Genomic DNA, 24966 nt, shown 5'->3' on the forward strand with positions numbered 1-24966 from the left:
GCGCCCCGATTCACGGTTTGGCGGCCACCGCCACGTAGCCTTTGACCGCAGCCGGTGCCTTGGGCTTGGCCTTGTGCGCCAGCAGGTACTGATAGCGTCGCCATTCCTTGTCGATTTCGCTGAACGACATGAACACGCTGATACGGTCCTTGCCGACCAGGTCCGGGCGCTTGCCCGCATTGATCTCGTCGGTAGGAATGATGGCCACGTTGATGCCCACCACCTTGCCGTCATCGGCAAACACAGGCCCACCCGACATGCCTTTGGTGATCGGGCCGTCATGCACCGAGTAGAAAACACTGCCAGGCGTACCTTCAAGCCGTACCAGCGACGACAGGGCATGGCCCTTGCCCTGCATCGGCATCATGAAACTGTTGAAGCCCACCGCCGTCACGGCTTCCCCAGGCACGTACTGGCGCCAGTGCGGCACGCTGCTGGCTTTGTGCTTGAAGAACACTACGTCACCGAGGCCCTCGTGGACCACGTTGCGCAGGAAGGGGGTGTGTTTGGCGGTTACAGCGTAATCCTCGTTCCACTGGATGGCGCTGGCCATCAGCAACATCGGCAGAGGGGCACCAGAAGTGACCACGAAAGCCTGACTGTAGACGGGATCTGAAACGTACGACGTTGGCACTCCATTGCACCCACTGAGCAGCATCATTGCCGCCATGCAGGGCGCGATTGTTTTCATGGGACACACATTGCGTGGAGAAAGGGGAGCGCCACTATGGCGAAGTGCCATTACGCTAACAATACTTTCGGAATATATCTGACGAATGACAGCTTAAGTGCTAGCGCAAGGGGCGGCCAATAGAATGCAGGTATGGGGGGAGGCGCGGGAGTCAGGGGGGCGGCGTCAACGACGTGCGTGAATCGCAGGCACAAAAAAACCGACCGTAAGGTCGGTTTTTTCCGGATTTGGTGCCCCGAGGGAGACTCGAACTCCCACTCCTTTCGAAAACGGATTTTGAATCCGCCGCGTCTACCAATTCCGCCATCAGGGCGTGGCGCGCAGTATAAAGAGGTGCCGCTGGTCGGTCAATCGGCTTTCATGGTCAATTTTCACACATTGGGCTAAACTTCCCGGCCCTGCCGAACCGAACATCATCATGCGCGTCGCCGATTTTTCCTTCGAACTCCCTGATTCCCTGATCGCCCGCCACCCGTTGGCCGAGCGCCATGGCAGCCGTCTGCTGGTGCTCGATGGGCCTACCGGCGCGCTGGCGCACCGGCAATTCCCCGACTTGCTCGACTATCTGCGCCCCGGCGACTTGATGGTGTTCAACAACACCCGAGTGATCCCGGCGCGGTTGTTCGGCCAGAAAGCCTCCGGCGGCAAGCTAGAGGTACTGGTCGAACGCGTGCTCGACAGCCACCGGGTGCTGGCCCATGTGCGCGCCAGCAAGGCGCCCAAGGTAGGCGCGGTCATCCTCATCGATGGCGGTGGCGAGGCCGAAATGGTCGCGCGCCATGACACGCTGTTCGAACTTCGCTTCACCGAAGAGGTGCTGCCGTTGCTCGACCGTGTCGGCCACATGCCGCTGCCGCCCTATATCGACCGCCCGGACGAGGGCGCCGACCGTGAGCGCTACCAGACTGTGTACGCCCAGCGCGCCGGCGCGGTTGCCGCGCCTACCGCAGGCCTGCACTTCGACGAGGCGCTGCTGGAAAAGATCGCCGACAAGGGCGTCGAGCGCGCCTTCGTCACCCTGCATGTGGGCGCCGGCACCTTCCAGCCGGTGCGGGTCGACAAGATCGAAGACCACCACATGCATAAAGAGTGGCTCGAAGTGGGCCAGGATGTGGTCGATGCCATCGAGGCCTGCCGGGCCCGTGGTGGTCGGGTGATCGCGGTTGGCACCACCAGTGTGCGTTCGCTGGAAAGCGCCGCGCGTGATGGCGTGCTCAAGGCCTTCAGTGGCGACACCGACATCTTCATCTACCCGGGCCGGCCGTTCCATGTGGTCGACTGCCTGGTCACCAACTTCCATCTGCCGGAGTCCACGCTGCTGATGCTGGTCTCGGCTTTCGCCGGCTACCCCGAGACCATGGCTGCCTACGCAGCGGCGGTCGAGCACGGGTACCGCTTCTTCAGTTACGGTGATGCCATGTTCATCACCCGCAATCCGGCGCCACGCGGGCCCGAGGATCAAGCATGAGTCGCACCTGTCGAATGTCCTTCGAACTGCTGGCCACCGACGGCAAGGCCCGTCGGGGTCGCATCACCTTCCCACGTGGCACCGTGGAAACCCCGGCATTCATGCCGGTGGGGACCTATGGCACGGTCAAGGGCATGCTGCCACGCGACATCGAGGCCATCGGCGCCGAGATGATCCTCGGCAACACCTTCCACCTGTGGCTGCGTCCGGGCACCGAGGTGATCAAGAAGCACAACGGCCTGCACGATTTCATGCAGTGGAAAGGCCCGATCCTCACCGACTCCGGTGGTTTCCAGGTATTCAGCCTGGGTGCCATGCGCAAGATCAAGGAAGAGGGCGTGACCTTCGCTTCGCCGGTCGATGGTTCCAAGGTGTTCATGGGCCCGGAAGAGTCGATGCAGGTTCAGCGTGACCTGGGCTCGGACGTGGTAATGATCTTCGACGAGTGCACCCCGTACCCGGCCGAGCACGATGTGGCACGCACCTCCATGGAGCTGTCGCTGCGCTGGGCCCAGCGCTCGAAGAACGCCCATGCCGACAACACCGCAGCGCTGTTCGGCATTGTCCAGGGCGGCATGTACCAGGACCTGCGCATGCGCTCGCTGGAAGGCCTGGAAAACATCGGTTTCGACGGCCTGGCCATTGGCGGCCTGTCGGTGGGCGAGCCCAAGCACGAAATGATCAAGGTGCTGGATTATCTGCCGGACCAGATGCCTGCTGACAAACCTCGTTACCTTATGGGGGTAGGCAAACCGGAAGATCTCGTTGAGGGTGTGCGCCGCGGCGTCGACATGTTCGACTGCGTGATGCCGACGCGTAACGCGCGCAACGGTCATCTGTTCGTTGATACAGGGGTGATCAAGATCCGCAATGCGTTCCATCGTCACGATGAATCGCCGCTGGATCCGACCTGTGACTGCTATACCTGCACCAACTTCTCGCGCGCCTATCTCCATCATCTGGACAAATGCGGCGAAATGCTGAGCAGCATGCTGAATACCATCCACAACTTGCGCCATTATCAGCGCTTGATGGCCGGTTTACGCGAGGCTATTCAACAGGGTAAATTGGCCGCCTTTGTCGACGCCTTCTACGCCAAGCGCGGGCTTCCTGTACCGCCCTTGGACTGACTGTCCGCATCCATTATTAGAAAATTACATTAGGAGTGCCCAATGAGCTTCTTCATCCCCGCCGCATACGCGGACGCTGCAGCACCTGCCGCTGGCCCAGCCGGTACCGGCTTCGAGTGGATTTTCCTGGTCGGTTTCCTGGTCATCTTCTACCTGATGATCTGGCGCCCGCAGGCCAAGCGCGCGAAAGAGCAGAAGAACCTGCTGAGCAACTTGCAGAAAGGTGACGAAGTTGTCACCAACGGCGGCATCGCCGGCAAGATCGTCAAGGTTTCCGATGACTTCGTGGTGCTGGAAGTGTCCGACACTGTCGAGCTGAAGTTCCAGAAGGGTGCCATTGCTGCGACCCTGCCAAAAGGTACGCTCAAGGCTATCTGAGTTACCGGTTTTATTTTCCAGTCGGGGCGCGCAACGCGCCCCGCGTCTTGAACGGGCGGCGTGATGCTGAACAAATATCCTCTGTGGAAATATGCACTGATCGTGCTGGTACTGGTGGTCGGTTTCATTTATTCCGCTCCCAACCTCTACCCGGATGACCCGGCGGTACAGATCAGCGGTGCCAGCTCGGCGCTGCAGGTGAATCAGGCCGACCTTGATCGCGTCAGCAAGGCGCTGGTCGATGCCAAGATCGCTGTCAAGGGCGCAAGCCTGGGTGAAAAGGGCAGCGGGCTGATCCGCCTGACCAATCAGGAAGACCAGCTGCCAGCCAAGGATGTAGTGCGCAAGGCACTGGGCGATGATTACGTCGTGGCCCTGAACCTGGCCCAGACTACCCCGCAATGGCTGCGCAACCTGGGCGCAAGCCCGATGAAACTGGGCCTGGACCTGTCCGGTGGTGTGCACTTCCTGCTGGAAGTGGACATGGACAAGGCCATGACTGCCCGCATGAAAGTCTACGAAGGCGAGGTCAAGACCTTGCTGCGCAAAGAGCGCGTCCGCTACCGCAGCCTGCCTCAGCAGGATGGCGGCATCATGCTGGGCTTCGCTGACGATGCCACCCGCGAACAGGCACGTGCCCTGATCCGCAAGAATTTCAATGATTTCGACCTGACCACCACCGATCGCAACGAGCTTGCGGTGCTGCGTCTGGCGCTGACCCAGGCGAAAGTCGCCGAGATCCGCGAATACTCGATCAAGCAGAACCTCACCACCGTGCGCAACCGCGTGAACGAGCTGGGTGTGGCAGAGCCTCTGGTACAGCGCCAGGGCGCCAACCGTATCGTGGTCGAGCTGCCAGGCGTGCAGGACACTGCCGAAGCCAAGCGTATCCTTGGTAAAACGGCCAACCTGGAGTTCCGCTTCGGTGCCGAACCGGGTGCATCCAAGGCCACTACCGAGGTGTTCGAGTTCCGTGAGGGCGGCCGCTCCGCCGCAGTCGAGCGGGGCCTGATCATCACGGGTGACCAGGTTACCGACGCCCAGGCCAGCTTCGACGAGCATGGCCGCCCGCAGGTGAACATTCGCCTGGATGGCCACGGTGGCGAGCTGATGAGCCGTGCTACCCGTAGCAACGTCGGCCGTAGCATGGCGGTGATCTTCATCGAGCAGAAGCCGGTTACCCGCTACGTCAAGCAAGCCGTCGGCGGCGTCGAGAAGGACGTTGCCGTGCAAAGCTTCGTCGAAGAGAAAAAAATCATCAGCCTGGCGACCATCCAGTCGCCGCTTGGTAGCCAGTTCCGCATCACCGGCTTGAATGGCCAGGGCGAATCGTCCGAGCTGGCCCTGCTGCTGCGTGCCGGTGGTCTGGCTGCACCGATGTACTTCGCTGAAGAACGTACCATTGGCCCAAGCCTGGGTGCTGACAACATCACCAAGGGTATCGATGCGTCGCTGTGGGGCATGCTGTTCGTCTCGCTGTTCATCATCGCCATCTACCGCGCCTTCGGTGTGCTGGCCACCATCGCCCTGGCGGGCAACATGGTGCTGCTGCTGGCGTTGATGTCGCTGCTGGGGGCGACCCTGACCCTGCCGGGTATTGCCGGCATCGTGTTGACCATGGGTATGGCGGTGGACGCCAACGTGCTGATCTTCTCGCGTATTCGCGAAGAGATCGCGGCTGGTATGTCGGTGCAGCGCGCCATCCACGAAGGCTTCAATCGCGCCTACTCGGCAATCGTCGACGCCAACCTGACCACCCTGTTGGTCGGCGGCATCCTGTTTGCCATGGGTACCGGCCCGGTCAAAGGCTTTGCGGTCACCATGTCCCTCGGGATTTTCACCTCGATGTTCACCGCCGTCATGGTGACCCGTGCATTGGTCAACCTGACCTGTGGCGGGCGTGACATCAAGAAGCTGTGGGTTTGAGGGAGCTGCGATGAAAACCATCAATTTCATGGGTGTGCGCAATGTCGCGTTCGCCGTCACCGTGCTCCTCACCGTGTTGGCGCTGTTCAGCTGGTGGCAAAAGGGCCTGAACTTCGGGCTGGACTTCACCGGGGGTACGCTGATCGAGCTGACCTACGAGCGCCCGGCCGACGTCAAGGCTGTGCGTGCCGAGTTGGTCGAATCCGGCTTCAACGAGGCCGTGGTGCAGAGCTTCGGTGCTACCACTGACCTGCTTGTGCGCATGCCTGGCGACGATCCCATGCTGGGTAACAAGGTAGCTGAAGCCCTGCAGAAGGCTGGAGGTGACAACCCGGCGAAGGTCAAGCGTGTCGAGTTCGTCGGCCCTCAGGTGGGTGAAGAGCTGCGTGACCAGGGTGGCATAGGCATGTTGCTGGCCTTGGGCGGCATCCTCATCTACCTGGCGTTCCGTTTCCAGTGGAAGTTCGCCGTGGGGGCGATCGTTTCGCTGATCCACGACGTGGTGGTAACGCTGGGTATCCTGTCGTTCTTCCAGATCACCTTCGACCTGACGGTGCTGGCGGCGGTGCTGGCGATCATCGGTTACTCGCTGAACGACACCATCGTTGTGTTCGACCGGGTACGTGAAAACTTCCGCGTCATGCGCAAGGCCTCATTGATCGAGAACATCAACGTTTCCACCACCCAGACCCTGCTGCGTACCGTCGCCACTTCGGTTTCGACCTTGCTGGCCATTGCCGCGCTGCTGTTCTTCGGGGGTGACAACCTGTTCGGTTTCTCGTTGGCCCTGTTCATTGGTGTCATGGCCGGTACCTACTCGTCGATCTATATCGCCAACGTGGTACTGATCTGGCTGAACCTGAGCAGCGAGGATCTCATTCCGCCGGTCAAGGCCGAAGGTGTGGACGAACGTCCGTAGGTTTTTCCTGCGCCGTTTGGCGATGAAAAGGCGCGAGTGTTGAACTCGCGCCTTTTTTTTTGCTCCAAGGCTGGGAGAAGCGCGGGTTCACACCCGCTGGTACGATCAGGAGGTTCACGTGAATAAATCAATGCTGGTGGGTGCGGTGCTGGGTGCTGTCGGTGTAACTGCCGGAGGTGCTGTGGCGACCTACAGCTTGGTGAACAAAGGCCCCGAAGTCGCCCAGGTGACTGACGTGCAGCCGATCAAGCAGCAGGTGAAAACCCCGCGTGAAGTTTGCAAGGACGTGACTGTGACGCGCCAGGCGCCGGTCAAGGATCAACACCAGATTGCCGGTACCGTGGTCGGTGCGTTGGCAGGTGGTCTGTTGGGTAACCAGATTGGTGGCGGTACCGGCAAGAAGATTGCCACGGTGGCCGGTGCGGTCGGTGGTGGTTATGCGGGTAACAAGGTGCAGGAAGGCATGCAGGAGCGTGATACCTACACAACCACGCAAACCCGCTGCAACACGGTCAACGACATCAGTGAGAAGGTGGTGGGCTACAACGTGACCTATTCCATCGGTGATCAGGTAGGCAAGGTGAAGATGGATCGCGAGCCGGGATCGACCATTCCGCTGGACAAGAATGGCAAGCTGATTCTGAGCGAAGCGGGTCAGTGATTTGCGGTGTCTGTGCCGGCCTCTTCGCGGGTAAACCCGATCCTACAGGGGCAATGCGATCCATGTAGGAGCGGGTTTACCCGCGAAGAGGTCGGTACAGGCCACGCAAAACCACCAGGCACAAAAAAGCACCTCAAGAGGTGCTTTTTGTTTGCCGGCAATCTGCGCTTAGCGCTTCATGCTTTCTGGCAGGTGCGGCTGGATGGCAGTCAGTACCGCCTTGAAGCACTTGATGTTGCCTGCAACGATGTGGCCTTTGTCGAGGAAGTCGTGGCCACCGTTGAAGTCGCTCACCAAGCCACCGGCTTCCTGGATCAGCAGTACGCCCGCTGCCATGTCCCATTCGGACAGGCCCGACTCCCAGAAGGCGTCGAAGCGGCCAGCAGCCACGTAGGCCAGGTCCAGGCTGGCGGAGCCGGCGCGGCGGATGCCGGCGGTCTGGCCGGTCAAGGCGCGGAACATGCCCAGGTAGTTGTCCATGTCCGCCATCTGGCCGTCACGGAACGGGAAGCCGGTGCCCAGCAGGGCGCCTTCCAGGCTTGTGCGCGAGCTGACGCGCAGGCGGCGGCCATTGAGTTGGGCGCCACGGCCACGGCTGGCGGTGAATTCTTCCTGGCGAACCGGGTCGACGATCACGGCGTGCTCAAGGCGGCCGCGGTATTTGCAGGCGATGCTGACGGCGAAGTGCGGGATACCGCGCAGGAAGTTGGTGGTGCCGTCCAGCGGATCGATGATCCACAGGTAATCTTTGCCTTCTTCGCCGCTACCCGCGTGCAGGCCGGTTTCCTCGCCCTGGATGGAGTGGTTCGGGTAGGCCTTGCGCAGTGCGTTGACGATGCTCTGCTCGGCGGCGCGATCGACTTCGGAAACGTAGTCCTTGGCCTCTTTCTCATCGACCTTGATGCTATCCAGGCGTTCGATGGAGCGGAAAATCAGTTCACTGGCGCTGCGAGCGGCGCGCAGGGCGATATTCAGCATAGGCTGCATGGGCGGGTCACCTGGAGATGTTAAAGAAGAAAGCCGATCATTCTAGCAGAAAACTTTGGCGGCAGAAGTGTCACATTTGCTTTCATGGCGTTACGTCTGTCGGTTCTGTAAGATCGAAGGCCCTGATTCCTGCATCTGTGAGCACAACACCTTGCTGCAAAATATTCGTGTTGTTCTGGTCAATACCAGCCACCCCGGCAACATCGGCGGCGCTGCACGTGCCATGAAAAACATGGGCTTGTCGCGTCTGGTGCTGGTGCAGCCGAAAGAATTCCCCGCCGTGGATGCCAGTGCCCGTGCTTCGGGCGCCGACGATGTGCTGGATAACGCCCAGGTGGTCGACAGTCTCGAACAGGCGCTGGTCGGCTGTAACCTGGTGATGGGCACCAGCGCCCGCGAGCGCAGCATTCCCTGGCCGTTGATCGGCCCGCGTGAATGCGGTGCCAAGGCGGTGGAGCATGCCAATGGCGGCGAGGAAATCGCCCTGGTGTTCGGGCGCGAGCACGCCGGCCTGACCAACGAAGAACTGCAGCGATGTCATTTCCACGTGCACATTCCCTCCAACCCCGACTTCAGCTCGCTGAACCTGGCGGCTGCCGTGCAGGTGCTCTCCTACGAGGTGCGCATGGCCTGGCTGGCTGCCGGTGAAGCACCGGGCAAAGTCGAGAAGGTTGACGCCGCTGAGCTGGCGACCATGGATGAAATGGAGCTGTTCTACGACCACCTGGAGAAAACCCTGGTGGGCATCGGCTTCCTCGACCCCGAAAAGCCCAAGCACCTGATGCCGCGCCTGCGCCGGCTGTATGGGCGGGTGGCGGTCGAGCGTTCGGAAATGAGCATTTTGCGCGGCATCCTCACCGAGACCCAGAAGGTGGTCCGGGGCGAGCCGCATAAACGGAAGGACTGACAGATGTTCGAACGCCTGCGTGAAGATATTCAAAGCGTATTCCACCGTGACCCGGCTGCACGCAATGCCTTCGAGGTGCTCACCTGCTACCCCGGCATGCATGCCATCTGGCTGCACCGCCTGGGCAATGCGCTGTGGAGGCGTGATTTCAAATGGCTGGCCCGGCTGGTGTCGAACTTCGGTCGCTGGCTGACCGGTATCGAAATCCACCCTGGCGCCACCATTGGCCGGCGCTTTTTCATCGACCACGGTATGGGTATCGTCATTGGCGAAACCGCCGAGATCGGCGATGACGTCACCCTGTACCAGGGGGTGACGCTCGGTGGCACCAGCTGGAACAAGGGCAAGCGCCACCCCACCTTGGAAAACGGCGTGGTGGTAGGGGCGGGTGCCAAGGTGCTGGGGCCTTTCACCGTCGGCGCCGGGGCCAAGATCGGTTCCAATGCGGTGGTCACCAAGGCGGTGCCGGCCGGGGCTACGGCGGTAGGCATTCCGGGGCGGATCATCGTCAAGAGCGAGGACACCGAAGTCGAAGCCAAGCGTAAGGCAATGGCCGAGAAGATCGGCTTCGACGCCTATGGTGTCAGTGGCGACATGCCCGACCCGGTGGCGCGGGCCATCGGCCAGATGCTCGATCACCTGCAGGCCGTCGACGAACGGTTGGAGGGTATGTGTGGCGCGCTGACCAAGATGGGCAGTGACTATTGTGCCAAGGAACTGCCGGCCTTGCCGGAGGACGACTTCAGCGAGGCTGCCCAAGTGGCCCAGCGCGACACTCAGCCGCATTGATCGCGCCGCACTGAAGTCATGGTGGCATGCGGGGCGTGTGCTCACGCCCCTCGTCTGCTACAATCGCGCCCGCCTCCCTGATGCAATCCCGACTAAAGCAGTAGGTCTAATAGTTGACTTAAATGCTCGGGAATCGCATACTCGCACACATCCTGAAACTCCCGTGGTACCCAATAGCCATGCGACTGACTACCAAAGGCCGATACGCCGTGACCGCCATGCTCGACCTGGCGTTGCACGCGAAGCATGGGCCGGTGTCTTTGGCCGATATTTCCGAGCGCCAGGGCATTTCCCTCTCTTATCTGGAGCAGCTGTTCGCCAAGCTGCGCCGCAGCAGCCTGGTTTCCAGTGTGCGCGGTCCAGGCGGTGGCTACCAGCTGTCGCGGGGCATGGAAACCATCCAGGTGGCCCAGGTTATCGACGCGGTCAACGAATCGGTCGACGCCACCCGCTGCCAGGGGCTCGGTGACTGCCATGCCGGTGATACCTGCCTGACCCACCACCTGTGGTGCGACCTCAGCCAGCAGATCCATGAATTCCTCAGCGGCATAAGCCTGGCCGACCTCGTCAAGCGCCGTGATGTGCAGGAAGTCGCCCAGCGCCAGGACCTGCGCCGTGTCGCAGGACGAACCGCCCAGCTGGACAAGATTGAGACGTCTGCCGTCGATTGACCCCCTGGGACGACGAGCGACGCCACCGCCTGATAGGAGAGACAAATGAAGTTGCCGATCTACCTTGATTATTCTGCGACCACTCCGGTCGACCCACGCGTGGCCCAGAAGATGGCCGACTGCCTGCTGGTCGACGGGAACTTCGGTAACCCGGCCTCGCGCTCCCACGTCTTTGGCTGGAAGGCCGAGGAAGCGGTGGAGAACGGTCGTCGTCAGGTTGCCGAGCTGATCAACGCCGATCCGCGCGAAATCGTCTGGACCAGCGGTGCCACCGAGTCCGACAACCTCGCGCTCAAAGGTGTCGCGCACTTCTATCAGACCAAGGGCAAGCACATCATTACCTCCAAGATCGAGCACAAGGCGGTCCTGGATACCGCTCGCCAGCTGGAACGCGAAGGTTTTGAAGTCACTTACCTGGAGCCAGGCGAAGACGGCATCGTCACCCCGGCCATGGTAGAAGCGGTGCTGCGCGACGACACCATCCTGGTCTCGCTGATGCATGTGAACAACGAAGTCGGCTCGATCAACGACATCGCCGCCATCGGTGAACTGACCCGTTCGCGCGGTGTACTGTTCCATGTCGACGCGGCCCAGTCGGCCGGCAAGGTCGAAATCGACCTGCAAAAGCTGAAAGTCGACCTGATGTCGTTCTCGGCGCACAAGGTCTATGGCCCGAAAGGCATCGGCGCGCTGTACGTCAGCCGCAAGCCGCGTGTACGTCTTGAAGCCATCATTCACGGCGGCGGTCATGAGCGCGGCATGCGTTCGGGCACCCTGCCGACTCACCAGATCGTCGGCATGGGCGAAGCCTTCGCCATTGCCAAGCAGGAAATGGTTGCAGAAAACGCACGCATCAAGGCCCTGAGCGACCGCTTCTTCAAGCAGGTCTCAAACCTTGAAGAGCTGTACGTCAATGGCAGCCAGACTGCGCGTGTACCGCACAACCTGAACCTGAGCTTCAACTACGTCGAAGGCGAATCGCTGCTGATGTCGCTGAAAGACATCGCCGTATCGTCCGGTTCGGCCTGTACCTCCGCGTCGCTCGAGCCGTCCTACGTACTGCGTGCTCTGGGCCGCAACGACGAGCTGGCGCACAGCTCGATCCGCTTCTCCTTCGGCCGTTTCACCACCGAAGAAGAAGTCGACTACGCCGCGCAGAAAGTCTGCGAGGCCGTCAATAAACTGCGTGAGCTGTCGCCGCTGTGGGATATGTACAAAGACGGCGTTGACATCTCCAAGATCGAGTGGGCCGCCCACTAAGCAGTCGCCGGCAAGAGCGGCTCCCTGATGAGGAAGGAATTGCACCATGGCATACAGTGAAAAGGTCATCGACCACTACGAAAACCCGCGCAACGTCGGCAAGATGAATGCCGAGGACCCGGATGTCGGCACCGGCATGGTCGGCGCCCCGGCCTGCGGTGACGTGATGCGTCTGCAGATCAAGGTCAACGAGCAGGGCGTTATCGAAGACGCCAAGTTCAAGACCTACGGCTGCGGTTCGGCCATCGCGTCCAGCTCCCTCGCCACCGAGTGGATGAAGGGCAAGACCCTGGACGAGGCCGAAACCATCAAGAATACCCAACTGGCCGAAGAGCTGGCGTTGCCGCCGGTCAAGATTCACTGCTCGGTACTCGCCGAAGATGCCATCAAGGCAGCCGTACGCGACTACAAGCAGAAGAAAGGCTTGATCTAAGTCGCCTGTTGCAAGGTAAGGAGTTCTGATGGCTATCAGCATGACAGAAGCCGCCGCCAACCACATTCGCCGCTCCCTCGACGGGCGCGGCAAAGGTGAGGGCATTCGCCTGGGCGTGCGCACCACCGGTTGCTCGGGTCTGGCCTACGTGCTGGAATTCGTCGACGAACTGGCGGACGAAGACCAGGTGTTCGAAAACCATGGCGTCAAGGTGATCATCGATCCCAAGAGCCTGGTCTACCTCGATGGCACCGAACTGGATTTCGTCAAGGAAGGGTTGAACGAAGGCTTCAAGTTCAACAACCCCAACGTGCGCGGTGAGTGTGGCTGCGGCGAAAGCTTCAACGTTTGAGGCTGGCTGTGGGTACTCCTTGTCATTACGCATTGTTTGACCTCCAGCCAAGCTTCCGTCTGGATCTCGACAAGCTGGCCACTCGCTATCGCGAGCTGGCCCGCGAAGTCCATCCTGATCGCTTTGCCGACGCCTCCGAGCGTGAGCAGCGTATTGCGCTGGAAAAATCCGCGGCCCTCAACGACGCTTACCAGACGCTGCGCAGTGCGCCGCGTCGCGCGCGCTACCTGCTGGCCATCAGCGGCCACGAAGTGCCCCAGGAGGTCACGGTCCACGACCCTGACTTCCTGCTGCAGCAGATGCAGTGGCGTGAAGAGCTCGAAGAACTGCAGGATGAAGCCGACCTTGACGGTGTCGGCGTGTTCAAGAAGCGCCTGAAGGCCGCCCAGGACACGCTGAATGAGGACTTTGCCGGCTGCTGGGATGCCCCGGGCGAGCGCGACAAGGCTGAACGCCTGATGCGCCGCATGCAGTTCCTCGACAAGCTCGCCCAAGAAGTGCGCCAACTGGAAGAGCGCCTCGACGATTAACCCCGGTGCTGCCCGTGATGGCACCTAAGGTATTCAGATAAGCATGGCCCTACTGCAGATTGCCGAACCCGGTCAAAGCCCTCAGCCGCACCAGCGCCGCCTGGCGGTTGGAATCGACCTGGGTACCACCAACTCAATGGTCGCTGCACTGCGCAGCGGCCGTAGCGAGCCCCTGCCCGACGCGCAGGGTAACGTCATTCTGCCGTCCGCGGTGCGCTACCTCGAAGGGCGCAACGAAGTGGGGCAGGCCGCGCGTGATGCTGCCTCCAGCGACCCGTTGAACACCGTGCTGTCGGTCAAGCGCCTGATGGGGCGCGGCCTGGCCGACGTCAAGCAGCTGGGCGAGCAACTGCCATACCGCTTTGTGGGTGGTGAATCGCACATGCCGTTCATCGACACCGTGCAGGGGCCGAAAAGCCCTGTGGAAGTGTCTGCCGACATCCTGAAGGTGTTGCGCGAACGGGCCGAAGCCACCTTGGGTGGCGAGCTGGTAGGCGCGGTGATCACCGTGCCTGCCTATTTCGATGACGCCCAACGTCAGGCTACCAAAGACGCAGCGCGTCTGGCCGGCCTGAACGTGCTGCGCCTGCTCAACGAACCGACTGCGGCCGCCGTAGCCTACGGCCTGGACCAGAACGCCGAAGGCGTGGTGGCCATCTATGATCTGGGCGGCGGTACTTTCGATATTTCCATCCTGCGCCTGACCGCTGGCGTATTCGAAGTGCTGGCCACCGGCGGTGATACCGCCTTGGGTGGTGACGACTTCGACCATGCTATTGCCGGCTGGATCATCGAGCAGGCTGGCCTGTCGTCCGATCTGGACCCGGCTACCCAGCGCGCGCTGCTGCAAACCGCCTGCGCCGCCAAGGAAGCCCTGACCGACGCTGACGTGGTCAGTGTCAGCCACGGTGCCTGGCACGGCGAGCTGACCCGTAATGCCTTCGAAGCCATGATCGAGCCACTGGTTGCCCGCAGCCTGAAGGCCTGCCGCCGCGCCGTGCGCGACAGTGGCGTTGAACTGGAAGAAGTCAGCGCCGTGGTCATGGTCGGTGGTTCGACCCGCGTGCCGCGTGTGCGTGAGGCCGTGGGCGCGCTGTTCGGGCGCACCCCGCTGACCTCGATCGACCCAGACCAGGTGGTGGCGATTGGTGCCGCCATCCAGGCCGACACCCTGGCCGGCAACCGCCGCGAAGGTGGCGAGCTGCTGCTGCTCGATGTCATCCCGCTGTCGCTTGGTCTTGAGACCATGGGCGGGCTGATGGAGAAGGTGATCCCGCGTAACACCACCATTCCGGTGGCCCGCGCTCAGGAGTTCACCACGTACAAAGATGGCCAGTCGGCCATGATGATCCACGTACTGCAGGGCGAGCGCGAGCTGATCAGTGACTGCCGTTCGCTGGCCCGCTTCGAGCTGCGCGGCATCCCGGCCATGGTTGCCGGTGCTGCAAAAATCCGCGTCACCTTCCAGGTGGATGCCGATGGCCTGCTCAGCGTCGCTGCCCGCGAGCTGGGTTCGGGCGTGGAAGCCAGCATTCAGGTCAAGCCGTCCTACGGCCTGACCGACGGCGAAATCGCCCGCATGCTCAAGGACTCCTTCGAACACGCCGGTTCCGACAAGCATGCCCGCCAGCTGCGAGAGCATCAGGTAGATGGCGAGCGGCTGCTCGAGGCGGTACAGGGCGCCCTGGACGCCGACGGCGATCGCCTGCTCAGCAGTGACGAGCGCGACGCCATCGAATTCCAGATGCAAGAACTACGTGATTTGCTGGCCGGCACCGATGGCGCAGCCATCGAGCAACAGACCAAGCGTCTGTCGCAGGTGACCGATGCATTTGCCGCCCGTCGCCTTGATTCGACGGTCAAAGCCGCACTGGCCGGGCGCAACCTGAATGAGATCGAGGAGTAATCGATGCCGCTGGTGACATTCCTGCCGCATGAGAAGTTCTGCCCCGAGGGGCTGACCGTGGAGGTCAAGCCCGGGACCAACATCCTGGAGCTGGCCCACGACCATCACATCGAGATGGAAAGCGCCTGCGGCGGCGTCAAGGCCTGTACCACTTGCCACTGCATCGTGCGCAAGGGCTTCGATTCGCTCGAAGAGGCTGACGAGCTGGAAGAGGACATGCTGGACAAAGCCTGGGGCCTGGAAGCGCAATCGCGCCTGGGTTGCCAGGTTTTCGTCGCTGACGAAGACCTGACCATCGAGATCCCCAAGTATTCGCTCAACCATGCTGCCGAAGCACCGCACTGAGGGCCTGTACATGAGTCTGAAATGGGTTGATGTACTTGAGATCGCAATCCAGCTTGCAGAAAGCAAGCCTGAGGTCGATCCTCGTTATGTGAATTTCGTGGACCTGCACCGCTGGGTGCTGGCATTGCCAGAGTTCAGCGACGATCCGTCACGCGGCGGTGAGAAAGTGCTCGAGGCAATCCAGGCCGCCTGGATCGACGAAGCCGACTAAGCGTCACTTGCAGGTTAGGCAATCCCCCGGAACCCGCGTATAATTCGCGGGTTTAATTTTTCGTAACACTCATATTCTGGAGTTTTCCATGGCTGTTCAACGTACTTTCTCCATCATCAAGCCTGACGCTGTTGCCAAAAACGTCATCGGCAAGATCACCACTCGCTTCGAAGAAGCCGGCCTGAAAATCGTTGCCTCGAAAATGAAGCAACTGTCCAAAGCCGAAGCCGAAGGCTTCTACGCTGAGCACAGCGAGCGCGGCTTCTTCGGTGACCTGGTTGCCTTCATGACTTCCGGTCCGGTCGTTGTCCAGGTTCTGGAAGGCGAGAACGCCATTGCCAAGAACCGTGAGCTGATGGGTGCTACCAACCCTAAAGAAGCTGCTGCCGGCACCATCCGCGCTGACTTCGCCGAGTCGATCGACGCCAACGCCGTTCACGGTTCGGACTCCGAAGCTGCTGCTGCTCGCGAAATCGCTTACTTCTTCGCTGCTACCGAGGTAACCACTCGCTAAGCGAAAGCTTACGGGTGAGGGTGAATCCATGACGACATCTACTGGCAAAATCAACCTGTTGGGTCTGACCCAGCCGGAAATGGAACAATTCTTCGACTCTATTGGGGAGAAGCGCTTCCGTGCCGGCCAGGTGATGAAATGGATTCACCATTTTGGCGTGTCCGACTTTGCGGCCATGACCAACGTAGGCAAGGTCTTGCGCGAAAAGCTCGAGGCCGTTGCCGAAATTCGCCCACCGGAAGTGGTCAGTGAAGACATTTCCGCCGACGGCACCCGTAAATGGGTGATCCGCGTTGCCTCCGGCAGCTGCGTCGAGACCGTCTATATTCCAACCGACGACCGCGGCACCCTGTGCGTATCGTCGCAAGCCGGCTGTGCCTTGGACTGCAGCTTCTGCTCCACCGGCAAGCAAGGCTTCAACAGCAACCTCACTGCCGCCGAAGTGATCGGCCAGGTGTGGCTTGCCAACAAATCCTTCGGGACCGTTCCTGCCAAAGTCGACCGCGCGATTACCAACGTGGTCATGATGGGCATGGGCGAGCCCTTGCTGAACTTCGACAACGTCATTGCCGCCATGAAAATCATGATGGATGACCTTGGCTATGGCATTTCCAAGCGCCGTGTCACCTTGTCCACCTCGGGCGTGGTGCCGATGATCGACGAGCTGGCCAAGCACATCGACGTGTCGCTGGCCCTGTCGCTGCATGCGCCGAACGACGAACTGCGCAACAAGCTGGTACCGATCAACAAGAAGTACCCGCTGAAAGTGCTGCTGGAATCGTGCATGGGCTACATGTCCACCCTGGGTGGCAAGCGCGTGCTCACCGTCGAGTACACCCTGCTCAAGGACGTCAACGACCAGCCCGAGCATGCTGCGCAGATGATCGAACTGTTGCGCGATGTACCCTGCAAGATCAACCTGATCCCGTTCAACCCGTTCCCGCATTCGGGCTACGAGCGACCGAGCAACAACGCCATTCGTCGCTTCCAGGACCTGCTGCACCACGGTGGCTTCAACGTCACCACCCGTACCACGCGCGGCGACGACATCGACGCTGCCTGTGGCCAGCTGGTCGGCCAGGTCAATGACCGTACTCGCCGCAGTGAGCGCTACATCGCAGTTCGCCAGCTTTCTGCGGACGTCGAACTGCCAGACAGCGCCGCCAGCCACTGACAGGTACCTTGCCCATGAGCCTGCGTGCCGCGCTGTCGATCCTTGCGCTTTCGCTGCTGGCCGGCTGCGTGTCGGGCGGCGCGAGCGACCCCTTGGCCAGCCGCCAGGGCAGGGTGGAGGCAGGGCGGGCTTATGTGCAGCTTGGCTTGGGTTATTTGCAACAAGGTTTGACCGAACAGGCCAAGGCGCCGTTGGGAAAGGCCCTGGCGCTGGATGACCAGGATGTCGACGCGCACGCCGCCCTGGCGGTAGTGTTTCAAGCCCAAGGCGAGCCGGCGTTGGCCGAAGCACATTTTCGCAAGGCCTTGCTGATAAGCCGCGGCGACACGCGAATTCGCAACAATTACGGCAGTTTCCTTTATGCTCAGGGGCGATTTGCCGAGGCCAAGCAGATGTTTCGCCTGGCCAGTGCCGATACCCTGTATCCTGAGCGCTCACGCGTGTACGAGAATCTGGGCCTGACCGCCCTGAAGCTCGAACGCCGCGATCAGGCGCACGCGTATCTGTTGAAAGCGTTACAACTCAACCAGCGGCAACCAAAAGCGTTGCTGGAAATGGCTGAGTTGTCCTACGAAAACAGGCATTATGTGCCGGCCCGGGACTACTACGATCGTTTCAGCCAGTTGAGCGACCACGACGCCCGTAGCCTGCTGCTGGGCAGCCGCCTTGCCAGGGTGTTCGACGAGCAGGGCACACTGGCCGAATTGGGCCAGCAATTACAACGACTTTATCCCGGTACGCCGGAATATCAGCAATACCTGTCGGAGCAACGATGAACGCCGCGCATCCCGAAGTAGCAGTAGCGCCTGGCCAGAACCCCGGTGAGCTTTTGCGCCTGGCCCGTGAGAAACGGGACTGGTCTCAAGCCGAGGTGGCCCGTAAGCTCAACCTCACTGTCAGTTCGTTGAACCACGTGGAAACCGGCGCCTTCGACAAGCTGCCCGGGCATACTTTCGCTCGTGGCTACATTCGCGCCTACGCCAAGCTGATGGACCTCGACCAGGCCGCCCTGGTAGATGCCTTCGACCGCTACACCGGTACCCACGCCAAAGGCAGCGACGTGCATTCGCTGGGCCGTATCGAAGAGCCTGTGCGGTTGTCGCACAATATCCTGCGCGGCGTCAGCCTGCTGTTGCTGGTGGCTGTGGTCGGTGGTGGCTTTTTCTGGTGGCAGGACCAGGGCAGCCTGCGGGGCAAGGAGCTGGCGAAGATTGCCCTGGAGCACGTCGAGGTCGAAAGCGCCGACGGCACCACACAGATTCACCCGCTCGATGAGCCTGAAGACCAGGCCGTTTCCGCTGGACAGCAACCTGAAAGCGCGCCGCTGGCGCTGGAGCAGGGCGCTGCCGAGCAGCCTGCTGCCGCTGAACAGGCGCCGGTAAGCTCTGAGGCAACCATTGCCACAGCGCCTGTGCAACCCGCACCTGCTGCTTCGCCTGCACCGGTTACTCCTCCGGTACAGGCCACTGCTGCGCCGGCACCAGCACCTGCACCTGCACCGGCCGTGGCGGCCGTCGAGCCTGCCGCGGTGCCAGCAGGCAGCGCCAAGGTCGCCATCCAGTTCACCGCCGATTGCTGGACCCAGGTCAGCGACGGCAACGGCAAGGTGCTGTTCAGCGCCATCAAGCGCAAGGGGGACAACCTCGAGCTGACCGGCAAGCCGCCATTCGCGGTACGCCTGGGCTTTGCCCGGGGCGCCCAGGTCAGCTACAACGGCCAGGCCGTCGATGTTGCCCCGTTCACCAGTGGCGAGACTGCTCGCCTGAAGTTGGGACAGTAAGTCATGCACGGCGAATCTCCGATCAAACGTCGCGAATCCCGCAAAATCTGGGTTGGCAATGTGCCGGTGGGTGGTGATGCGCCCATCGCGGTGCAGAGCATGACCAACACCGACACCAACGATGTCGCTGCTACCGTGGCGCAAATCCAGCGTCTGGTCGACGCCGGCGTGGACATCGTGCGGGTCTCGGTGCCGGACATGGACGCGGCCGAAGCGTTTGGCAAGATCAAGCAACGGGTCAGCGTGCCGCTGGTCGCCGACATCCATTTCGACTACAAGATCGCCCTGCGTGTTGCCGAACTGGGCGTTGATTGCCTGCGGATCAACCCGGGCAACATCGGCCGTGAAGACCGCGTGCGCGCCGTGGTGGATGCCGCCCGCGACCGCGGCATTCCGATTCGTATCGGGGTCAACGCCGGTTCGCTGGAAAAAGACCTGCAGAAGAAGTACGGCGAACCGACCCCGGCCGCACTGGTCGAGTCGGCCCTGCGCCACGTCGAGCATCTCGACCGCCTGGATTTCCAGGACTTCAAGGTCAGCGTCAAGGCCTCGGACGTGTTCATGGCTGTCGAAGCCTACCGTCTGCTGGCCAAGCAGATCGTGCAACCGCTGCACCTGGGCATCACTGAAGCCGGTGGCCTGCGTTCGGGCACCGTGAAGTCCGCCGTCGGCCTCGGTATGCTGCTGGCCGAAGGTATTGGCGATACGATCCGCATCTCGCTGGCGGCCGACCCGGTCGAAGAAGTGAAAGTCGGCTACGACATCCTCAAGTCGCTGCATCTGCGCTCGCGTGGCATCAACTTCATCGCCTGCCCGAGCTGCTCGCGGCAGAATTTCGATGTGGTCAAGACCATGAACGAGCTGGAAGGGCGTCTGGAAGACCTGCTGGTACCGCTGGATGTGGCGGTGATCGGTTGCGTGGTCAACGGCCCGGGTGAAGCCAAGGAAGCCCATGTAGGCCTGACCGGCGGTACGCCGAACCTGATCTACATCGACGGCAAGCCGGCGCAGAAGCTGACCAATGACAACCTGGTCGATGAGCTTGAAAAACTCATCCGCCAGAAAGCGGCCGAAAAGGCCGAGGCCGACGCGGCGTTGATCGCTCGTGGCTGACACACAGAATTCGTAAGGACTTTTCGTGAGCAAATCGCTGCAAGCCATCCGTGGCATGAACGACATCCTGCCAGAACAGTCGCCGCTGTGGCGCTACTTCGAAGGCACAGTGGCCGGGCTGCTGGACACCTATGGGTACAGCCAGATCCGCACGCCGATCGTCGAGTTCACCGAGCTGTTCAAACGCTCGATCGGTGAAGTGACCGACATCGTCGAAAAAGAGATGTACACCTTCGAGGACCGCAACGGCGATTCGCTGACCCTGCGCCCTGAAGGCACTGCGGCTTGCGTGCGAGCGGTGCTTGAGCACGGCATCACCGGCAACGGTCAGGTGCAGAAGCTGTGGTACATCGGCCAGATGTTCCGCCACGAGCGTCCACAGAAGGGCCGCTACCGCCAGTTCCACCAGATTGGCGTGGAAGTGTTCAACCTGGACGGCCCGGACATCGATGCCGAGCTGATCATGCTGACCTGGCGCCTGTGGGGCCTGCTGGGCATCCAGGACGCGGTCAAGCTGGAGCTCAACAGCCTGGGCACCAGTGAAGCCCGCGCACGCTACCGTGACGCGCTGGTCGAGTTCCTCTCGGCGCGCCTGGAGCAACTGGACGAAGACAGCCAGCGCCGCCTGAAGAGCAACCCGCTGCGCATCCTCGACAGCAAGGACCAGAACACCCAGGCGGTGCTGGTCGGAGCGCCGAAGCTGGAAGACTACCTGGACGAAGAATCGCGCGTGCACTTCGTGGGCCTCAAGGCCCGCCTGGACGCTGCCGGTATTCCGTTCGTGATCAACACCAAGCTGGTACGCGGCCTGGACTACTACAGCAAGACCGTGTTCGAGTGGGTAACCGACAAGCTCGGTGCCCAGGGCACGGTGTGCGCGGGTGGCCGTTACGACGGCCTGGTCGAACAGATGGGTGGCAAGCCGACCACTGGCGTTGGTTTCGCCATGGGCATCGAGCGCCTGATCCTGCTGTTGGAAACCCTGGGCAAGGTGCCGGAGTCCATCAGCCGCCAGATCGACGTTTACCTGTGCGCCTTTGGCGAACAGGCGGAGCTGGCCGGCCTGCGCCTGTCCGAAGGCTTGCGCGACCGCTTGCCGGGCCTGCGCCTGGCAGTCAACGCCGGTGGTGGCAGCTTCAAGAGCCAGTTCAAGAAAGCCGACAAGAGCGGTGCACTGTTCGCCCTGATCCTCGGCGACGACGAGCTGGCCAAGCAAGAAATCGGCTTGAAGCCCCTGCGTGGCCAGGGTGAACAACAGAACATTGCCTGGGATGCTCTTGCAGAGCACCTGGAAACCGCGATCGCGCAAGCGTAACGCGGTTCAACAAGCGAATAGGCGAAAAGGAGTATTGGGGTGTCGAGTACCGATGATGATGACCTGGCAGGCGTCAAGGACTGGTGGAACCGCAACGGCAAGCCGCTGCTGACCGGTGCATTGCTGGCTGGCGTGGTGGTGTTGGGCTGGAATACCTGGCACAAGTACCAGACCAACCAGTCGCAAGGTGCCTCGCAGTTGTATCAGGCGCTGATTGAAACCAGCCTGACACCGACCGGCCAGCCGGACGCCACCAAGGTCGCGGAACTGGCCGGCAAGCTCAAGAGCGAGTTTGGCGGCACCGCTTACGCCCAGTACGGCAGCCTGTTCGTGGCCAAGGTCGCGGTCGACAGCGGCAAGCTCGATGACGCCGCAGCCGAGCTGAAAAGCGTGCTGGACAAACCGGCCGACGTTACCTTGGGCGAGATTTCGCGTCAGCGTCTGGCGCGCGTACTGGCAGCCCAGAACAAGGCCGAGGATGCCCTCAAGCTGCTCGACGGCGACGCCGACAAAGCCTTCCTGGCCAGCCGTGAAGAGTTGAAGGGTGACCTGCTGGTGCAGCTGGGTCGCGCCGACGACGCACACAGCGCTTACGAAAAAGCCAAGGCTGCGCTGTCCGATGACGCGGCGGTCGGTGGCCTGCAATTGAAGCTGGATGACCTGGCTAAAGGGGACGCGTAAGTGATCGGTTGGAAACATGCAGCAGTGCTGACCCTGGCCGTACTGGCCGCAGGTTGCAGCAGCAACAGCAAGAAGGAACTGCCCCCGGCCGAGCTGACCAAGTTCACCGAGGAAGTGGTGCTGAAGAAGCAGTGGAGCCGTTCGATCGGTGACGGCCAGGGTGAAACCTACAACACCTTGGTACCGGCCATCGAGAACGACCGTATCTACGCTTCCGACGTCAACGGCGAAGTCTTCGCCCTCGACCGCATCACCGGTGACGTGGTGTGGAAGAAGGACCTGGAGCTGCAGGTTTCCGGTGCAGTTGGCGTAGGCTATGGCCTGGTCATGCTCGGTACCCTCAAGGGTGAAGTCATTGCCCTGGACTCCAGCACCGGTGAGGAGCGTTGGCGCTCGCGCGTGACCAGCGAAGTGCTGGCCCCACCTGCCAACAACGGTGACGTGGTGGTGGTGCAGACCCAGGACGATCGCCTGATCGGCCTGGATGCCGCCACTGGCGACCGCCGTTGGATCTACGAAAACTCGCCGGCCGTGCTGACGCTGCGTGGCACCGGTGCGCCGATCGCCACCAACCGCCTGGCGGTTGCCGGCCTGTCTACCGGCAAGGTAGTGGCGGTGGACATCAACAACGGTGTGCCGGTGTGGGAGAGCCGCGTGGCCATCCCGAAGGGCCGTTCCGAGCTGGACCGTGTGGTTGATATCGACGGCGGCTTGTTGCTGTCTGGTGGTACCCTGTACGTCAGCACCTACCAGGGCCGTGTAGCGGGCCTGGACCTGGAAAGCGGCCGCGAGCTGTGGCAGCGCGATGCTTCCAGCTATGTGGGTGTCGCCCAGGGCTTCGGTAACGTCTACGTCAGCGAAGCCTCGGGTACCGTGGAAAGTGTGGATGAGCGCTCTTCCAGTGCCCTGTGGAGCAACGACAGCATGGCTCGCCGCCAGTTGACCGCCCCTGAAGTGTTCAGCAGCTACGTGGCTGTGGGTGACTTTGAAGGTTACCTGCACCTGCTGAGCCAGGTGGATGGCCGCTTCGTAGGCCGTGAGCGTATCGACAGCGATGGCCTGCGCGCCCGCCCACTTGTGGTCGGCGACACCATCTATGTCTTCGGCAACAGCGGCAAGCTCGAGGCACTGACCATCCGCTGAAGCTATGCTTGAAGCCTTGGCGGGCTTCAAGCCGCGGCGTAGGACACGCCGCCCAAACTCCGGCCGCTGCCTTGCAGCGGCCTTTGCATTTTCAAGAATTCGAGAGTGGAGAGCCGATGGTTCCCGTAATTGCCCTGGTGGGCCGCCCGAACGTCGGCAAATCCACCATGTTCAACCGCCTGACCAAGACCCGCGATGCCATCGTCGGTGACCTGTCGGGCCTGACCCGTGACCGCCAGTATGGTGATGCCAGCTGGCAGGGTCGTTCCTTCATCCTGATCGACACCGGTGGTATCACCGGTGACGAAGTGGGCATGGACGAAAAAATGGCCGAGCAGTCGCTCATGGCCATTGAAGAAGCCGACTATGTGCTGTTCCTGGTTGATGCCCGTGCGGGTATGACTGCGGCAGACCAGATGATCGCCGAGCACCTGCGCAAGCGGAACAAGGCGGCGATCCTGGTTGCCAACAAGATCGACAACATCGACCCCGACGTTGCCCGCGCCGAATTCTCGCCAATGGGCATGGGTAACGCCATTCCGGTGGCTGGCTCCCAGGGCCGTGGTATCAACGCCTTGATGGAGGCCGTGCTCGGTCACCTGCCGCGTGATGCCGAAGAAGAAGCCCTCGAGCAGGACGTCGCTGAAGGTGAGGAAGCCGTGCGCATTCCTGGCCCAAGCGAGAAGGATGGCATCAAGATCGCCATCATCGGCCGCCCGAACGTTGGCAAGTCGACGCTGGTCAACCGCATGCTCGGCGAAGAGCGTGTGGTGGTCTACGATGAGCCGGGCACCACCCGTGACAGTATCTACATCCCGTTCGAGCGCGATGGCGAGAAGTACACCTTCATCGACACCGCCGGTGTGCGCAAGCGTGGCAAGATCCACGAGGAAGTCGAGAAGTTCTCGGTGGTGAAGACGCTGCAGGCGATCAAGGATGCCAACGTCGTCATTTTCGTCATGGATGCACGCGAAGGTGTGGTCGACCATGACCTGAACCTGCTGGGCTTCGCCCTTGAAGCCGGTCGCGCCATCGTCATTGCCCTGAACAAGTGGGATGGCATGGAGCCGGGTGAGCGCGCCTACGTGAAGACCGAGCTGGAGCGCCGGCTGTTCTTCGTCGACTTTGCCGACATCCACTTCATTTCCGCGCTGCATGGTACGGGCGTGGGCAACTTGTACAAGTCGGTACAGGCAGCGTTCCAGTCCGCGGTCACCCGCTGGCCGACCAGCCGCCTGACGCAGATCCTCGAGGATGCCGTGAGCGAGCACCAGCCGCCGATGGTCAACGGTCGCCGCATCAAGCTGCGCTATGCCCACCTCGGTGGTGCCAACCCGCCACTGATCGTGATCCACGGCAACCAGACCGACAGCATTCCCAAGTCGTACTCGCGTTACCTGGAAAACACCTATCGCCGGGTGCTCAAACTGGTCGGTACGCCGATTCGTATCGAGTACAAGGGCGGCGAGAACCCGTACGAGGGTAAGAAGAACACCCTTACCGATCGCCAGGTCAACAAGAAACGCCGCCTGATGTCGCACCACAAGAAGGCCGAGAAGAAGCGTCGCGACAAACGCTAAGCAGCGCCATGTGGGGGCGGGCAAGACCGCCCCCACAGACGCCCTTTGATCCAGAGCAATCCCCCTATTGTTTCAACCTTTTTCCTGACCGCTCGATCCGCT

Annotated in this window: 27 protein-coding genes and 1 tRNA gene; 25 read left to right on the forward strand and 3 right to left on the reverse strand. The window is 61.5% G+C overall.

The features are described 5' to 3' along the window. Positions 1-10 precede the first annotated feature (10 nt). On the reverse strand, positions 11-658 hold the full coding sequence (locus LU682_RS04470; protein WP_049586421.1) for a trypsin-like peptidase domain-containing protein: 648 nt from the start codon (positions 656-658) through the stop codon (positions 11-13). Between the two features lie 261 nt (positions 659-919). Continuing rightward, positions 920-1004: transfer RNA gene (locus tag LU682_RS04475), tRNA-Leu, on the reverse strand. A gap of 105 nt (positions 1005-1109) precedes the next feature. On the opposite strand from LU682_RS04475, the gene queA reads away from it, so the two are divergent. The 6 genes from queA to LU682_RS04505 all read left to right on the forward strand — a co-directional run bounded on the left by queA (position 1110) and on the right by LU682_RS04505 (position 7173). Continuing rightward, the gene (queA, locus tag LU682_RS04480) at positions 1110-2159 is read left to right on the forward strand and encodes a tRNA preQ1(34) S-adenosylmethionine ribosyltransferase-isomerase QueA (RefSeq protein WP_010952060.1); all 1050 of its coding nucleotides are present in this window, start codon (positions 1110-1112) and stop codon (positions 2157-2159) included. A 14-nt stretch (positions 2160-2173) separates the two neighbouring features. Next, positions 2174-3289 carry a tRNA guanosine(34) transglycosylase Tgt gene (gene tgt / locus LU682_RS04485; protein ID WP_003248558.1) on the forward strand — a complete coding sequence of 372 codons (1116 nt, stop codon included), beginning with the start codon at positions 2174-2176 and terminating at the stop codon, positions 3287-3289. 42 nt (positions 3290-3331) lie between these two features. Continuing rightward, a complete protein-coding gene (gene yajC / locus LU682_RS04490) occupies positions 3332-3667 on the forward strand; it encodes a preprotein translocase subunit YajC (RefSeq protein ID WP_003248556.1) in 336 nt (111 codons plus the stop codon). Between the two features lie 63 nt (positions 3668-3730). Then, positions 3731-5593, forward strand: a complete 1863-nt coding sequence (gene secD, locus LU682_RS04495) for a protein translocase subunit SecD (RefSeq protein ID WP_010952061.1) — start codon at positions 3731-3733, stop codon at positions 5591-5593. A 10-nt stretch (positions 5594-5603) separates the two neighbouring features. After that, positions 5604-6512, forward strand: a complete 909-nt coding sequence (secF, locus tag LU682_RS04500) for a protein translocase subunit SecF (protein ID WP_010952062.1) — start codon at positions 5604-5606, stop codon at positions 6510-6512. A 118-nt stretch (positions 6513-6630) separates the two neighbouring features. Further along, on the forward strand, positions 6631-7173 hold the full coding sequence (locus LU682_RS04505; RefSeq protein ID WP_010952063.1) for a glycine zipper 2TM domain-containing protein: 543 nt from the start codon (positions 6631-6633) through the stop codon (positions 7171-7173). Between the two features lie 168 nt (positions 7174-7341). Here the strand turns inward: LU682_RS04505 and suhB are convergent, their stop codons facing one another. Then, positions 7342-8160: a type III secretion system regulator SuhB gene (gene suhB, locus LU682_RS04510; RefSeq protein ID WP_003248548.1), complete on the reverse strand. Its 819-nt coding sequence runs from the start codon at positions 8158-8160 to the stop codon at positions 7342-7344. A 151-nt stretch (positions 8161-8311) separates the two neighbouring features. Here suhB and trmJ point away from each other — a divergent pair, with 151 nt between their 5' ends. From trmJ to der, 19 genes are all read left to right on the forward strand, one after another. Then, positions 8312-9067: a tRNA (cytosine(32)/uridine(32)-2'-O)-methyltransferase TrmJ gene (trmJ, locus tag LU682_RS04515; protein WP_004576300.1), complete on the forward strand. Its 756-nt coding sequence runs from the start codon at positions 8312-8314 to the stop codon at positions 9065-9067. A gap of 3 nt (positions 9068-9070) precedes the next feature. Further along, positions 9071-9856, forward strand: a complete 786-nt coding sequence (cysE, locus tag LU682_RS04520) for a serine O-acetyltransferase (RefSeq protein ID WP_010952064.1) — start codon at positions 9071-9073, stop codon at positions 9854-9856. 179 nt (positions 9857-10035) lie between these two features. Continuing rightward, positions 10036-10527: a Fe-S cluster assembly transcriptional regulator IscR gene (gene iscR, locus LU682_RS04525; protein ID WP_003248542.1), complete on the forward strand. Its 492-nt coding sequence runs from the start codon at positions 10036-10038 to the stop codon at positions 10525-10527. A gap of 45 nt (positions 10528-10572) precedes the next feature. Continuing rightward, positions 10573-11787, forward strand: a complete 1215-nt coding sequence (locus LU682_RS04530; RefSeq protein ID WP_003248541.1) for an IscS subfamily cysteine desulfurase — start codon at positions 10573-10575, stop codon at positions 11785-11787. 46 nt (positions 11788-11833) lie between these two features. Then, positions 11834-12220 carry a Fe-S cluster assembly scaffold IscU gene (gene iscU / locus LU682_RS04535; RefSeq protein WP_003248539.1) on the forward strand — a complete coding sequence of 129 codons (387 nt, stop codon included), beginning with the start codon at positions 11834-11836 and terminating at the stop codon, positions 12218-12220. 28 nt (positions 12221-12248) lie between these two features. Next, positions 12249-12572, forward strand: coding sequence for an iron-sulfur cluster assembly protein IscA (gene iscA / locus LU682_RS04540; protein ID WP_003248536.1), 324 nt, complete (start codon positions 12249-12251; stop codon positions 12570-12572). Between the two features lie 8 nt (positions 12573-12580). Further along, positions 12581-13102, forward strand: coding sequence for a co-chaperone HscB (gene hscB / locus LU682_RS04545; RefSeq protein ID WP_010952065.1), 522 nt, complete (start codon positions 12581-12583; stop codon positions 13100-13102). Between the two features lie 43 nt (positions 13103-13145). Next, complete coding sequence (gene hscA, locus LU682_RS04550; protein WP_010952066.1) at positions 13146-15008, forward strand: Fe-S protein assembly chaperone HscA; 1863 nt, start codon at positions 13146-13148, stop codon at positions 15006-15008. A gap of 3 nt (positions 15009-15011) precedes the next feature. Beyond that, on the forward strand, positions 15012-15353 hold the full coding sequence (gene fdx / locus LU682_RS04555; RefSeq protein WP_003248531.1) for an ISC system 2Fe-2S type ferredoxin: 342 nt from the start codon (positions 15012-15014) through the stop codon (positions 15351-15353). A gap of 10 nt (positions 15354-15363) precedes the next feature. Continuing rightward, the gene (gene iscX / locus LU682_RS04560) at positions 15364-15564 is read left to right on the forward strand and encodes a Fe-S cluster assembly protein IscX (protein WP_003248529.1); all 201 of its coding nucleotides are present in this window, start codon (positions 15364-15366) and stop codon (positions 15562-15564) included. An 88-nt stretch (positions 15565-15652) separates the two neighbouring features. Next, positions 15653-16078, forward strand: a complete 426-nt coding sequence (ndk, locus tag LU682_RS04565; RefSeq protein ID WP_003248526.1) for a nucleoside-diphosphate kinase — start codon at positions 15653-15655, stop codon at positions 16076-16078. 28 nt (positions 16079-16106) lie between these two features. Then, positions 16107-17252, forward strand: a complete 1146-nt coding sequence (gene rlmN / locus LU682_RS04570) for a dual-specificity RNA methyltransferase RlmN (RefSeq protein ID WP_010952067.1) — start codon at positions 16107-16109, stop codon at positions 17250-17252. 14 nt (positions 17253-17266) lie between these two features. Continuing rightward, the gene (gene pilW / locus LU682_RS04575) at positions 17267-18028 is read left to right on the forward strand and encodes a type IV pilus biogenesis/stability protein PilW (protein WP_049586424.1); all 762 of its coding nucleotides are present in this window, start codon (positions 17267-17269) and stop codon (positions 18026-18028) included. Next, positions 18025-19032 (forward strand): RodZ domain-containing protein, encoded by a 1008-nt coding sequence (locus LU682_RS04580; protein ID WP_010952069.1) that lies wholly within the window; start codon positions 18025-18027, stop codon positions 19030-19032. The genes pilW and LU682_RS04580 overlap by 4 nt, the downstream gene beginning before the upstream one ends. A 3-nt stretch (positions 19033-19035) precedes the next feature. Next, positions 19036-20145, forward strand: coding sequence for a flavodoxin-dependent (E)-4-hydroxy-3-methylbut-2-enyl-diphosphate synthase (ispG, locus tag LU682_RS04585; RefSeq protein ID WP_010952070.1), 1110 nt, complete (start codon positions 19036-19038; stop codon positions 20143-20145). A 25-nt stretch (positions 20146-20170) separates the two neighbouring features. Next, a complete protein-coding gene (gene hisS / locus LU682_RS04590) occupies positions 20171-21460 on the forward strand; it encodes a histidine--tRNA ligase (RefSeq protein WP_232857525.1) in 1290 nt (429 codons plus the stop codon). Between the two features lie 39 nt (positions 21461-21499). Then, positions 21500-22141: a tetratricopeptide repeat protein gene (locus tag LU682_RS04595; RefSeq protein WP_003248514.1), complete on the forward strand. Its 642-nt coding sequence runs from the start codon at positions 21500-21502 to the stop codon at positions 22139-22141. Further along, positions 22142-23284, forward strand: a complete 1143-nt coding sequence (gene bamB, locus LU682_RS04600) for an outer membrane protein assembly factor BamB (RefSeq protein ID WP_004576298.1) — start codon at positions 22142-22144, stop codon at positions 23282-23284. Positions 23285-23400: 116 nt separating this feature from the next. After that, positions 23401-24864 carry a ribosome biogenesis GTPase Der gene (gene der / locus LU682_RS04605; RefSeq protein ID WP_010952071.1) on the forward strand — a complete coding sequence of 488 codons (1464 nt, stop codon included), beginning with the start codon at positions 23401-23403 and terminating at the stop codon, positions 24862-24864. Positions 24865-24966 lie beyond the last annotated feature (102 nt).

The sequence above is a fragment of the Pseudomonas alloputida genome, assembly GCF_021283545.2.
Lineage (GTDB): Bacteria > Pseudomonadota > Gammaproteobacteria > Pseudomonadales > Pseudomonadaceae > Aquipseudomonas > Aquipseudomonas alloputida.